Below are 12,478 nucleotides of genomic sequence, written 5' to 3'. Positions count from 1 at the left end.
TTCAACTCATAACTCCTAACTCCTAACTCCTAACTCCTCACTTTTAATTCATCTAAAATCTAAAATTTAAATAACTGAACTATGCAAAATTTGCCGAACTTTCGCGATTACTATGAAATTTTAGGAGTATCTAAAGATGCCTCCGGTGAGGAAATTAAAAAGGTTTATCGGCGGTTAGCAAGGCAATATCACCCCGATCTGAATCCGGGTAACAAAGAATCTGAGGAAAAATTTAAGGATATTGGCGAGGCTTATGAAGTTCTTTCCGATCCAGCCAAGCGATCGCAGTACGATCAGTTTAGCCGCTACTGGAAGCAAAAAGGCTTTGCAGGCAACAAACAAACACCCAAGGCTAAAACTTGGCAGAGTGGCGCTAGCGATCGCAACGGCAATCAAGACGTAGATCCCAGCCAATTCTCCGACTTTGAAAGCTTTATTAATCAAGTTATTGGTGTCAAAAATAAGAGTGCGGCAAATAACTCCAGTAATGGCAATAATAGCGATCCATTCCGTTCCCCCAGAACAAAAGTTGCCTACACAGTTAATCCCCCACCTCGCACCACCCGCCGAGATATAGAAGCCAGATTAACGCTTCCACTAGAAAAAGCTTATCAAGGTGGTAATGAACGCATTCGTTTGGAAGATGGGCGATCGCTAGAAGTTAATATGCCTCCAGGTATGGTAACAGGTCAAACCATCCGTTTGCGGAACCAAGGCGTTGGTGGTGGCGATCTATACTTAAAAATTACCGTTGAACCTCATCCATTATTTAAGCTAGAAGGTTTAAATATTGTCTGCCAAGTACCCGTTACTCCCAGCGAGGCAGTTTTAGGAGGACAGGTAGAAGCACCTACTCTTGATGGCCCTGTGAAAATGACCACCCCTCCTGGAGTTAGGTCTGGTCAAAAATTTAGATTAGGTAATAAAGGTTATCCTAATGATGACGGAAAACGTGGCGATCAATTAGTAGAAATTCAAATAGTTACACCGAAAAATATTAGTCAAGAAGAACGGGAACTTTACGAAAAGTTACGGCAAATTGAAACCTTTAAACCCCGTGCTGATTTAATCCGTTAGCTCAATATCTTGCACTTATTGAGTATAAATACGAAATCGACTCACACAGAATCGCTGTTAGCCAAATTTTGCTGTCCTCGTGCTTTAATATTCGCAAATTGGCTGCGTAATGCTTCTAACTTGAGTTTTTGCAGTTCTTCTTCAAGGCGTTGAAGTTCATCTATCATCTGTTGAAATGCTTGCGCTTCATGCACCGCAACCTCAGCTTTCCCATTCACCGTTAGTACAAGTGGGGACTTTGTGGCCTTGATTCTATCTACGTAATCTTTGGCATTGCGCTTAAAGTCGGTAAGAGTTTGAATATTTTCGAGATTAATTTTGATTTGCATCGCATCTAATTAAATGCTTTATTAAGCAATCTTATCAAATGCTAGACCTGCTGTGTCTTCTGAAATTCACAAAGGATTTAAAATATAAAAAATATCTTTGAGCAAAGTGACTCAAACAGATGTGAATCAAAACGGGGCAATGCCACAAAGCAGCGAACCAACTTATTACTCTCTGCTAGGACTGCATCCCTGGGCATCGGTAATTGACATTCGTCGTGCTTATCGGCAACTGAGCAAACGCTATCATCCTGATACTACAGACTTGCCGACTGCGATCGCCACTCCCAAATTTCAGCAAATCAACGAAGCTTACGCGACCCTGAGCCATCCAGAACGCCGATTAAGCTACGATTTGAAAATTGGCTATTCCCGCTTTGGAGTGATTCAACCACCCCCTGATTTGAATCATCCCGTCTCGCATTCTCATGACTGGTCAAAATCAGCTTACCTCGATGCGAGCGATCGCCCCTTATCATCTGGCGAAATATTTGCTTTATTTATGCTGGTGTTAACATTTGTAGGTTGTCTGTTATTAGCAGTTGCCATTGGCTTAACTCGTGGCGAGGCTGCGATCCATTCCCATTTGCTGCAACCAAATACATCTGTACAACAGCAAATTAGCTATATATCGCAACTAATTGCCCATCCGATAATTAAAAATTAAACAATTCCCTAATCCAAAATCAAAAATTTCTATGGCTCTTCTTCCCTCTGATACTCCTTTATATAATCATCCCCTGCCACAAATTGAGCAGTGGCTAAAAGACCAAGGCTGTCAACAAGATGAAACACAAAGGCATTGCTGGCGTGTACAGCGACCTAATTGGCAAGCTGAATTATGGCTCGATGTCGAGCAGATTGTAGTGCGATATCTTCAATCTGGGGAAAATGGACAAGATATCCAACGCTCATTCAAGTATTCTCTTAGTCGGGATGATGTAGAACAAGCTGTGTTTTCTGGGCCATAAGGAAGTGCTTATGTACTATTGGTAGAGCTTCCAATCAGCCTGTTGCAGGACAGCAACCCTGTAATGGCAATTATGTATCAGATTTTGTTACCAATGCTTTAGGAGTAAGTTGGCTACAAATTTCCAGTAGTCTATTAACAGCACGCGCTGCTGAAAACTTTTGTGCAACGTATTGGCTGGACTGAAAACCCCGATTAATTGCTTCATCTGGATTATCTAGGCAATATTGCATACATTTGGCTAATTCTTCTGCATCTTCATTTTCAAAAAATAGGCTGTGCGGCCCTCCTACTTCTGACAATCCTCCCATTTTTGAGACAATCGAGCAGGTTTGAACGCTAGAGGCTTCTTGCACTACGTAAGGTGCCGGATCTTGCCAACGAGATGGAGCAATTAAAGCCAAAGCATCTTGAACTTTTAGAAGCACTTCTTTTTGAGGAACTTTACCTAAAAAATTAACTTTGTTGGCAATCCCTAAATCAGACGTTAGCTGTTTTAATTGCTGAGATTGTTCGCCATCGCCAATAATAGTAATTTTAAATTCTTTATTTTCATCTTGTAAAATCCGCACTGCTTTTAATAAAATATCTACACCTTTGTCTGTAGCTAATCTACCGACAAAAATAAAATTATATGGTTGAGATAAATTTTCTAAAGTTTTAAGCTGGGTTTCCGACTTGATTTCGATCGGATTATATAAAGTATCAACTGACCAAGGAAAAGCAGAAGATTCTCCTAAAAAGTTACTACAAGCTGTATGATAATCGGCTAAGAAAGCAGTAGAAAGTCGGGTGCTTAGGCGTGCCCATTTGATAAAAGTGTGTAATTTCCACTTTAATGGATAATTAGCTTTTGGCAATGTGTGTTTAAATTCAGTTTTTAAACGTTGTGTCAAGTTCATCTGCTCATAACTAGTATGAGTAGATTGATAAAGAGAATAATGGTATTTAATAATTATCTTTTTTCGCAAAGCTTTACATAAAAAAGTAAATAATAAATCGTTAGAATTCATGTGTACTATATCTGCCCAAGCAATATAACTAAACCATTTAGTGATATTATCTTGTTTAGTAGAAATAGTTTTAACCTCAATTAATCTAGCTTCCAACTCAGGAATAATAGAATAAATATAAGTTAAAACTCCACTAATTTCATTGTCGTAATGACGGTGTTGAATTAATATTTTCATATATTAGCTATGGGAAATTTTGTATTTATAGGAATTGTGGTTGAGCATAACTAGAAAACAAGTATTTCAGTTTGCTCAAAATCAACTTGGTTTCTAAGGTAGGTAAGCACAAATAAATCTAACTATCTAACGAGATATAAAAAGCTTGAAACCCCTGCGATTGCATCTCTACGAGAGGCTACGCAAACACTTCGCGCAGTCCTAACGAGAGACGCTTTGCGATCGCAATCCTCGCAACAGTCATACTTATAAATTTCCTCATCCATGTACTTATATGCAGAAAGTTGGGAACAGGATTTTTCCCGATAGTTATAGTTATATAATTCCCGTAGATGCTGCTAAAGTACCATTCTCTTCGCTACAGGCTAAAAGTTTATTCTGACAGTAGTGGGTAAAATTATCATCAATTTGAAATACCTGCCGATCAACCTGAGATGTTACCCAAACAAGAACCAAAAACCATTCTTCCCGGTTTGGCTTCGTAGCATTTACTTATGAGAGAGAAGTAACAAGCCGCACTATCGCTTTGACTATCCTAGCTTCTTAGAAAAACTTCTTTGGAGACACAAGTGCTGATATACGCCTTTACATACCCAATGACCAATGACCAATACTTCGACTACGCTCAGTAGAAGTGACTAATGACTAATAATTAATTTCTTTCCACCCATGCATGGATGCTACGCCTTTTGTAACCCATTCGATCAAAATTGGGGGAGCTTCTGATATCAAAATGCTAGGATAAACTGCTGCACCCCAATTGGGATGAACTAACACACGGCATCGATTTTTAATTACTGGATAGTTGAGCAAAGCTTTGACAACTGCTGTGTCATCGTGAGGAATTGCTCCGGGATGGGAAAGCAAGGGATAGCCTGTACGAGGGTCAATCAGGTCAGTTAAATAGCCGCGATCGCGCAGATTAAATGCTAAATCACAGCCAAATCTCATAAACTTTTCTCGTAAGCGTTCTTTCTCTGACTCTACTTCTGCTGTCTTTTCGACTAATTGATAACGCGACTGTTGTAATACAATCACTACTCGTAAAAATGGCTGCCGTTTCCAATCTGGTAATATCCGTTCGCAGTTGGCACAGATATATTGGCTGGGAGCATGAATTGAAATTTGAACCGCTTGTCCTGTTTCGCCAACTAAATTAATGGGACAGACTTGCTCCGAAGTGTAAACTTTGGGATAGTTCACTAAATTGATTCGGCTTATACAAATTTTTGAATTTAATCTACGGTATAGATGATACCTCTTAAAAGTTAAGAAAAATCATCACTTTTCTATAATATGTTACTTTTTTTGGAAGCAGTTAATAATAATGTGAGAAATTTAATCCGAACTTTATCCTTTATTAACCTGTTTTCATAGAAGTTGTTGCGATCGCTGTAGGTATTAGCAGAGATGCAGCGTGTGTTAGACAAGCGATGCCTATGACGGGCTACGCCTACGTAGATGAAATATGTTCGCTCGAAATCCCAAAAAAGCAAAGCAGGTTGAAGTAAGCAGAAAATAACAAAAGTAATTATGTCTGCCAGAAAATACTTCAGCTATGCAGCCTAATTTCTTTAAAACTCAATTAATTGAGTTTTAAAGAATTCACCGGCACTTCATCCCAAGAATCGACTGTCCGCAATCGTGCCACCCAACCTGCTGCCTTTTGCCTCTCAGTCAAATTATTCTGAAATGAATCATGGCAATCTTTGGCTTGAGATTCATTACGAGTGGCAATACAGGCATGAATCATCCCAGACGGATCGATTTGCTCATTTACCCAAATAGTCATGGAATATTTCCTCAATAACTGTAGCGAACAAAGCTATTCGTCATTTTAGAATACTATTAGAGTCAAAACTTTTAGAGCAAAATTCAGTAACAAATAGTGAATTAATCCCAATTACTGATTGCTAATTTACAATTACCCAGTTTTGCTTCATTTATTTGGCGGATATGATTTATCTCCTCTTTCGTAGCGACGACGGTAGAGTAATTCTAACTGTCCGCCATATTCTTGAATCCAAGCAATCTGGCGCTGGTAGAGTCCTCGGAAGGTATTGGCAAATAATAGTGTAAAGATTGCCACTACCAACCCTGATGCTGTAGATACTAAAGCTTCACTAATTCCAGCTGTCACACCTGTTGTTTTACTACCTCCCACATCTCCGATATTCAGAGAAGCAAAAGAGTTAATTAATCCCAATACAGTGCCGAGAAGTCCTAACAAAGGCGCAAGACCAATAATTGTCTCAAAAATATTTTGGGAGCGCTTGAGTAAAGGGATTTCGGCTTGTGCTTCACTTTCTAATGCCAAACGAAATTCGTCTGGTGTCGGCTCCTCCAATTCTAAAGCTGCTAAAAAAATTCGAGCCAAGGGTAAATCAGTATTTTTGTGCAATTTATCTAAAGCACTAACGACATTATCAAGGCGATAAAGGTGTAGCACCTCTCGCACCACCTTGTTTTGCCGATTATTTATCTTTACCCAAAAAATGATACGTTCGATAATCAGCGCCACCCCTAACAAAGAGAACGCCAGCAGAGGCCACATGACAACGCCACCTGCTGTAAACAGATTACTAATTTCCATTTATTATTTTTTCACTCTTCAACAACGCTACATTAGCAGATCGTTGAGATGGAGTATTTTAACGCTGCGTTGTAGTCACAGCAGCTTTTGGGCTATCCTCAGTTTGGCCGATCGCGATCGCGGATTCTGACTAATTTCCTCTTCTTGTGCAATAATCGGCTTTTTTGTCAAGACTTTTAACAAAGGTGAATTTCTCAAACCATGCTTTACCGGACGGTCTTCTAAACTGTGGAAACTGATAATCGCAATTCTACCGCCAGGGACAAGGGCATTTGGGGCTTTATCTAAAAAGGTTTCTAGGGATTTTAACTCATCGTTGACGACAATTCGCAGAGCTTGAAAAACACGGGTAGCAGGGTGAATTCTTCCATAACGGTATTTGGGGGGAACTGAAGAAGCGATCGCATCAGCTAATTCTGTAGTCGTGTGCAACGGTCGGCGTTCTACAATGCGTCTCGCAATGCGCCGTGATAATCTCTCTTCACCGTACTTAAAGAAAATATCAGCTAATTCTGCCTCATCCCAATTATTAATCACATCAGCAGCAGTTAGCGATCGCCCTCGATCCATTCGCATATCCAAATTTGCAGCTTGGCGAAAGCTGAAACCCCTTTCTGCTTGGTCTAAATGGTAAGAACTTACCCCCAAATCGGCGAGAATACCATCGAAAGTGTTGGGGGGAAATTCGTAGTCGGCAAAATTGCTATAGATAAATTGTATGCGATCGCTAAACTCGGCTAATTCTTTCCTTGCTGCGGCTAAAGCATCCTCATCTTGGTCAATTGCCGTTAATTTTACATCTGGCGCAGCTGCTAAAATCAAACGGCTGTGACCTCCACCGCCTACCGTCGTATCAAGATAATGACCTCCTGGAGATACCGCTAGACCTGCAATAACTTCCTGCGGTAAAACTGGTAGATGGGAAAATGTCGGTTCTTCAATAGCTAGCTGACGATTCATGAGACTTAGGCAAAAAACCACAGATGAACTTTAATTATGTATTCTTTTCTTTGTGTCTTTGCGGGTTTATAGCTAAAAAATAGTTTTTAAACCATAAATATACAAAAGGAAAATATCATAAATTCCACACCCAGCGTCAGGCTTGGATGTTGAGCCTCAAAAATCTGTGGTGCTATTTTTTACCTTTTTTCTGATAAATCATCGAATTTGATATGCGTTTTAATTTTTTCTCCATACTTAAATTGCTATTTAAAATAAAAATGAATACATTATCGGGCAATTCATTTTCCTTTAATAAGCTTTGAACAATTTTAGAGTTATCGGTTTCATAAATACGACTACCTTCCCAAAAACTAAATCCACGCTTCACAGCTAGAACATAAAGTGGTTTTTCAGGAAAATATTGCAGATTCTTTTGAACTAAATAAGCAGTTATTATCTGCGGGTAATGAGATAACTGCTGACGAAGCTTATTTACCTCTATATCCGAAATATTATGAGAGTAAAACTTATCATTCCTTTTCAAATTAGAACGCTCTTTCCGGGCTTTTAAAATTAATTTATCATAGTTTTCTGCACGTTCTTGATAAGACTTTGCCTCATTGTTTTTACCTTGGTTTTTCAGAAAATTGCAAATTATCTGACAACCTACTATAACTATATTTGAGTCTTGCTCTATTGCCTTCTCAATGTATTCTATTCCAGTCGAATCTTGTTTTTTTAATAATATTTCACCTAGTAAATAATTAGCTGATGCATGGTAAGCATCACGATTAAGAATTTCTTGTAATAGAGGTATAACAGCTTCTTCGCCCTCAATTTCCAGTGTCAAAAATGCTTGTTGGATAGCTTCTTTTAAAGTTAGCTGTTGTTTTTGCGATTTGTAATTTAAATCTTTTAATGTAGCTATCAATTTTTGAAACCTAGCATATTTTTGTCGCCAAGGTGTTGCTATATTTTCTCGCCAATTTAGACTAAAATAATCAATAAAAACTTCTAATGCATCGCCTAAAAGTTCTTGGGCAGCACTAATTTCAATTGGTGCAAATATAGCTAATTCCTGCTGAGTATCGGCGATATATCCCAAGGCTTTTAATCTATCTGTCAGGCAAGGGTGAGTATCAGCATTGTTGGTTTTTTCCGTTAAAGCTTCACTTAAATAAGCACTTGTAATTTCCTGATGAAGTCTCTGGCTTAAAGCCTGCCTCATATCCATGTAAGTCATTATTGGTGGTTCAATCTCTGTTTGTGATTGTTTATAAATACTAGACCAAAAATATCTTTCTAAAAATCTAGATTTGACATGAAAATTTATCAAAGCTTTAGCAATATTTTGTTCTCCTGTTAAATCAACAGCACATCTATCTGCTTCATATTCATCCATTCGTGCTAACACAAAAGAATAGGCATTAAAAAATGGAATGTACCATATCAAAAACAGTTGAAAAATTAACAATGATAGATCGTGTCCACTTTGTTGGAGTCCCTTAAGAATGCGATACCAAGTTTCGCGTTGGCGATAAATCCAACCACTAAAGTGGCTGTGATTTCCTGATAAATGTCCCAGTTCATGAGCTAAGATAGCACGAAATTGTTCGGGCGACAGTGCTAGCATGAGTGGTAGACCCACAATTAAGTAATTTTGCTGCCATCCCAGCAAACCTAAGCGTGGTATTTGGACAACTGCTGCATTAAAATCGTCGGTCAGCAGAATGTGGTGAAACCGTGGAGCTTTTAGCTTCGATGAGATTTCGTTAATTAAAGAATAGAGATTAGGTACATCTTTGGATTGTAATGGTAAACCTGTTGGTGGGGGAAAAGAAACCCAAAGCGATCGCACTAATACGAATGCTAACGTCAGCAAAAACAGAAGACCTGTCAAAGATAATTTAGAAATTGACTGAGCATTAAGTATCCCAAAGATAATACTTACTAACAAAGTCAACGTTACACCTAAAACCAAAAATATATATGCGTAGCCTAAAGTAGCCAAAAAAGCAACGTGCAATTTATAAAGACGCGGTTGTTTATTAGCAAAAACTTCTAACTTCTGAATTAGCTTATCAAAACGCTCTTGATTGAAAGTCATAGATGAGTATCAGGGTCATAAAACTGTAATATAACTGACACAATATCTCTATGACTTACGTAAAAACTCAGAATTCATTGGGCATTATGCATTGGGCATTGTCCCCTTGTCCCAGCACAATGAGGTGAAAAAAATCCGATGCCTCAATTAAGTGGATATCGAGCTTTCATATAATAGTTGAAGAAGTGCAACAAACTAAAACATTCTGGTTGGCATCTTAGCGGTTCAATTTAAAATTTGCCTTCAGCACGCTACACGAACACAACGGGAGAACACGAAATCTATGACCAGACTAGAAACCCGCACTGAACCAATGGTGCTAAACATGGGGCCACACCACCCCTCAATGCACGGGGTTCTGCGGCTAATCATGACTCTGGATGGCGAGGATGTTGTTGACTGTGAACCAGTCATCGGCTATTTGCACCGAGGAATGGAAAAAATTGCCGAGAACCGCACTAATGTAATGTACGTCCCCTACGTTAGTCGCTGGGACTACGCGGCGGGAATGTTCAACGAAGCTGTCACTGTTAACGCCCCAGAAAAACTTGCAGGTGTCGCTGTTCCCAAACGCGCTAGCTACATCCGCGTCATTATGCTGGAGTTGAACCGTATCGCTAACCACTTGCTATGGTTTGGCCCCTTCCTCGCTGACGTAGGCGCTCAAACTCCCTTCTTTTACCAGTTCCGCGAACGGGAGATGATTTATGATTTGTGGGAAGCAGCCACAGGTTATCGGATGGTAAATAACAACTACTTCCGCGTTGGTGGAGTAGCGGCTGATTTACCTTACGGTTGGGTAGATAAATGTCTGGAATTCTGCGACTACTTATTACCCAAAGTTGATGAGTACGAACGTTTAGTAACCGATAACCCCATCTTCCGGCGACGTGTTGAGGGTATTGGTACTATCACGCGAGAAGAAGCAATTAACTGGGGACTTTCTGGCCCAATGTTACGCGCTTCTGGCGTGCAATGGGATTTACGAAAAGTTGACCATTATGAATGCTACGACGATTTCGACTGGGATGTGCAGTGGGAAACTGCCGGTGATTGCTTTGCCCGTTATGTAGTGCGGATGCGGGAAATGCGCGAATCTGTGAAGATTATTCGCCAAGCAATTAAAGGACTTCCTGGCGGCCCTTACGAAAATCTGGAAGCCAAGCGTTTAGCCGCAGGGAAAAAATCTGAGTGGGACGCATTTGATTACCAATTCATCGGTAAAAAAGTTTCGCCGACTTTCAAGATGCCCAAGGGTGAAATCTACGCCCGTGTAGAAAGTGGTAAAGGTGAATTGGGAATTTATTTGGTTGGCGATGATAATGTCTTCCCTGCACGATGGAAGATTCGCGCCGCAGATTTTAACAATCTCCAGATTGTGCCACATTTACTACGCGGGATGAAGGTTGCAGATATTGTGGTGATTCTCGGTAGCGTTGACGTAATTATGGGGTCTGTGGATAGGTAGAGTAAATATCTATCTCAATAATTTTTAGAGCAGTTGTATTACAGTGCAACTGCTCTATTTTTTTGATTCTTCAGGATTTGACTATCGCAATTCCTAGTTACGTGAGGTACAGAAATAATGTTTTTAAACGCAGAGGAGCGCAGAGTCAAACGCAAAGGTACGCAGAGGCTTACCTAATGTTATTAGTGATTTACTCAGTACCTCAGCAGGTCGGGAAATGCTATATACCAAACTAATAAATAAAATACCAATTTCATCAGACCATCTGACACTAAAATTTTCAAAGCTTTTAAATCCAATACTCAGAACGTTTAATCAGTTTAAGAATGAAATCATCAGGGTGCATTAAAGTAAAAAATATTGACCCTTTACTAACTACCTTTTTCTATGACACCTTCGACAAACCAGGTTTATCCCGTTATTTGGCACAACGACTCAGTGTCACTAATTGACCAAACTCGCTTACCCAATGAATATACATTTGTAGAAATTCACCGCAGTGAAGATATGGCGCGGGCGATTAAGACTATGATTGTGCGAGGTGCGCCTGCAATTGGTGTAGCTGCGGCTTATGGAATGTATCTTGGTGCAAGGGAAATTAAAACAAGCGATCGCACCGAATTTTTGCAACACTTAGATAAAGTAGCCCAGTTGTTGCGTTCTACTCGTCCGACGGCGGTAAATTTATTTTGGGCAATTAGCCGGATGCTGAAAGCCGCCTACGAAACGCTGGGAACTGTAGAAGAAATCAAGCAAACCCTTTTCCAAACAGCCCAAGCAATCAACGTTGAAGATTTGCAAACCTGTCAAGCGATTGGCGACAATGGTTTGGCAGTCTTGCCCAATACTCCAGAAAAGCTAAGGTTGCTTACTCACTGCAATGCTGGGGCATTAGCTACAGCCGGATATGGCACAGCTTTGGGTGTTGTACGTTCTGCTTGGAGGGAAGGACGTTTAGAACGTTTATTTGCCGACGAAACCCGTCCTCGTTTGCAAGGCGCAAAACTCACCACTTGGGAATGCGTGCAAGAAGGTATTCCAGTTACATTAATTACTGATAATATGGCAGCCCATTGCATGAAACAAGGTTTAATTCATGCTGTAGTTGTGGGTGCCGATCGCATTGCTGCTAATGGTGACACTGCTAATAAAATTGGTACATACAGTGTAGCGATCGCAGCTAAAGCACATAATATCCCCTTCTTTGTAGCTGCACCCCTTTCCACCGTTGATTTTGAATTAGCTGATGGCAGCCAAATTCCCATTGAAGAACGCGAACCAACAGAAATCTATCAAGTTGGCGATACCATTCTCACACCTGCGGGTGTAGATTTTTACAACCCAGCTTTCGATGTGACTCCAGCTGAGTTGATTACAGCCATCATTACAGAGAATGGAGCGATCGCACCTGATAAATTAGCAAAATCACAGGTAAAGCAAGTACCGATTGGGTTAAATCCGAATTAATGGAGAACTTACGCCGAATTCTCGATAACTCTAAATCCGAATAAGGGAAACTTTATAAGGGATTGCCCCAAAAAAATCTCCGACTTTTTAGAAAAGCCGGGGACTTTGTTTTTGCCTACTTTAAAATCTGACGGATCAAAATTTATCAGCAATTTTTTCAATAATTTTATCTAAACTTCATATTTGGACTAAATTCAATAAGTAAAATCCGCAATTACTTTCTCAAAATAAGCTTTGACTTACTCAAACCCCAGTTTGCTTACTCATTTTGGTGTTTTCCGCAAGTAAAAGAAGCTTTTGCTTTCTCAAAACAAGCTTTTACTTACTCATTTTGGTGT

The 12,478-nt window shown here is 39.8% G+C and carries 12 protein-coding genes; 5 read left to right on the top strand and 7 right to left on the bottom strand.

What is annotated here, in order from left to right; genetic code table 11:
- Positions 1–81 precede the first annotated feature (81 nt).
- Positions 82–1,077 carry a J domain-containing protein gene (locus RMZ95_RS05230; RefSeq protein ID WP_322673293.1) on the top strand — a complete coding sequence of 332 codons (996 nt, stop codon included), beginning with the start codon at positions 82–84 and terminating at the stop codon, positions 1,075–1,077.
- A gap of 41 nt (positions 1,078–1,118) precedes the next feature.
- Here the strand turns inward: RMZ95_RS05230 and RMZ95_RS05225 are convergent, their stop codons facing one another.
- A complete protein-coding gene (locus RMZ95_RS05225; RefSeq protein ID WP_322685383.1) occupies positions 1,119–1,406 on the bottom strand; it encodes a type II toxin-antitoxin system prevent-host-death family antitoxin in 288 nt (95 codons plus the stop codon).
- A 139-nt stretch (positions 1,407–1,545) separates the two neighbouring features.
- Here RMZ95_RS05225 and RMZ95_RS05220 point away from each other — a divergent pair, with 139 nt between their 5' ends.
- Both RMZ95_RS05220 and RMZ95_RS05215 read left to right on the top strand, forming a co-directional pair.
- Positions 1,546–2,070, top strand: a complete 525-nt coding sequence (locus RMZ95_RS05220; RefSeq protein ID WP_322673320.1) for a J domain-containing protein — start codon at positions 1,546–1,548, stop codon at positions 2,068–2,070.
- Between the two features lie 31 nt (positions 2,071–2,101).
- On the top strand, positions 2,102–2,374 hold the full coding sequence (locus RMZ95_RS05215) for a DUF3143 domain-containing protein (RefSeq protein WP_322668492.1): 273 nt from the start codon (positions 2,102–2,104) through the stop codon (positions 2,372–2,374).
- A 70-nt stretch (positions 2,375–2,444) separates the two neighbouring features.
- On the opposite strand, the gene RMZ95_RS05210 is transcribed toward RMZ95_RS05215, so the two are convergent.
- The 6 genes from RMZ95_RS05210 to RMZ95_RS05185 form a co-directional block, all read right to left on the bottom strand.
- Entirely contained in the window at positions 2,445–3,563 is a 1,119-nt protein-coding gene (locus RMZ95_RS05210; RefSeq protein ID WP_322685384.1) for a glycosyltransferase, read from the bottom strand.
- A 645-nt stretch (positions 3,564–4,208) separates the two neighbouring features.
- Positions 4,209–4,766, bottom strand: coding sequence for a methylmalonic aciduria and homocystinuria type D protein (locus RMZ95_RS05205; protein ID WP_322685385.1), 558 nt, complete (start codon positions 4,764–4,766; stop codon positions 4,209–4,211).
- Between the two features lie 382 nt (positions 4,767–5,148).
- Positions 5,149–5,355: a glycogen debranching protein gene (locus tag RMZ95_RS05200; RefSeq protein WP_194046500.1), complete on the bottom strand. Its 207-nt coding sequence runs from the start codon at positions 5,353–5,355 to the stop codon at positions 5,149–5,151.
- A gap of 147 nt (positions 5,356–5,502) precedes the next feature.
- Positions 5,503–6,156, bottom strand: a complete 654-nt coding sequence (locus RMZ95_RS05195) for a MotA/TolQ/ExbB proton channel family protein (RefSeq protein WP_322685386.1) — start codon at positions 6,154–6,156, stop codon at positions 5,503–5,505.
- Positions 6,157–6,231: 75 nt separating this feature from the next.
- Positions 6,232–7,116: a 16S rRNA (cytosine(1402)-N(4))-methyltransferase RsmH gene (gene rsmH / locus RMZ95_RS05190; RefSeq protein WP_322685387.1), complete on the bottom strand. Its 885-nt coding sequence runs from the start codon at positions 7,114–7,116 to the stop codon at positions 6,232–6,234.
- A 172-nt stretch (positions 7,117–7,288) separates the two neighbouring features.
- On the bottom strand, positions 7,289–9,205 hold the full coding sequence (locus RMZ95_RS05185) for a M48 family metallopeptidase (protein ID WP_409882152.1): 1,917 nt from the start codon (positions 9,203–9,205) through the stop codon (positions 7,289–7,291).
- Between the two features lie 283 nt (positions 9,206–9,488).
- On the opposite strand from RMZ95_RS05185, the gene RMZ95_RS05180 reads away from it, so the two are divergent.
- The gene (locus RMZ95_RS05180) at positions 9,489–10,673 is read left to right on the top strand and encodes an NAD(P)H-quinone oxidoreductase subunit H (RefSeq protein WP_194041009.1); all 1,185 of its coding nucleotides are present in this window, start codon (positions 9,489–9,491) and stop codon (positions 10,671–10,673) included.
- Between the two features lie 387 nt (positions 10,674–11,060).
- Positions 11,061–12,140, top strand: a complete 1,080-nt coding sequence (gene mtnA, locus RMZ95_RS05175; protein WP_322685389.1) for an S-methyl-5-thioribose-1-phosphate isomerase — start codon at positions 11,061–11,063, stop codon at positions 12,138–12,140.
- The last annotated feature ends 338 nt before the right edge of the window (positions 12,141–12,478 follow it).

Source organism: Nostoc sp. DedQUE07 (genome assembly GCF_034530975.2).
In the GTDB taxonomy this organism is placed as follows: Bacteria; Cyanobacteriota; Cyanobacteriia; order Cyanobacteriales; family Nostocaceae; genus Nostoc.
Note: the sequence above shows the minus strand (reverse complement) of the source record. Positions and strands in the feature narration are given on the sequence as shown.

Excerpts from the sequence above, each read along its gene's own strand:
- RMZ95_RS05195 (WP_322685386.1), bottom strand. The coding sequence starts at position 6,156 with ATGGAAATTAGTAATCTGTTTACAGCAGGTGGCGTTGTCATGTGGCCT.
- RMZ95_RS05220 (WP_322673320.1), top strand. The coding sequence starts at position 1,546 with ATGCCACAAAGCAGCGAACCAACTTATTACTCTCTGCTAGGACTGCAT.
- RMZ95_RS05215 (WP_322668492.1), top strand. The coding sequence starts at position 2,102 with ATGGCTCTTCTTCCCTCTGATACTCCTTTATATAATCATCCCCTGCCA.
- RMZ95_RS05230 (WP_322673293.1), top strand. The coding sequence starts at position 82 with ATGCAAAATTTGCCGAACTTTCGCGATTACTATGAAATTTTAGGAGTA.
- RMZ95_RS05210 (WP_322685384.1), bottom strand. The coding sequence starts at position 3,563 with ATGAAAATATTAATTCAACACCGTCATTACGACAATGAAATTAGTGGA.
- mtnA (WP_322685389.1), top strand. The coding sequence starts at position 11,061 with ATGACACCTTCGACAAACCAGGTTTATCCCGTTATTTGGCACAACGAC.
- RMZ95_RS05200 (WP_194046500.1), bottom strand. The coding sequence starts at position 5,355 with ATGACTATTTGGGTAAATGAGCAAATCGATCCGTCTGGGATGATTCAT.
- rsmH (WP_322685387.1), bottom strand. The coding sequence starts at position 7,116 with ATGAATCGTCAGCTAGCTATTGAAGAACCGACATTTTCCCATCTACCA.
- RMZ95_RS05180 (WP_194041009.1), top strand. The coding sequence starts at position 9,489 with ATGACCAGACTAGAAACCCGCACTGAACCAATGGTGCTAAACATGGGG.
- RMZ95_RS05185 (WP_409882152.1), bottom strand. The coding sequence starts at position 9,205 with ATGACTTTCAATCAAGAGCGTTTTGATAAGCTAATTCAGAAGTTAGAA.
- RMZ95_RS05225 (WP_322685383.1), bottom strand. The coding sequence starts at position 1,406 with ATGCAAATCAAAATTAATCTCGAAAATATTCAAACTCTTACCGACTTT.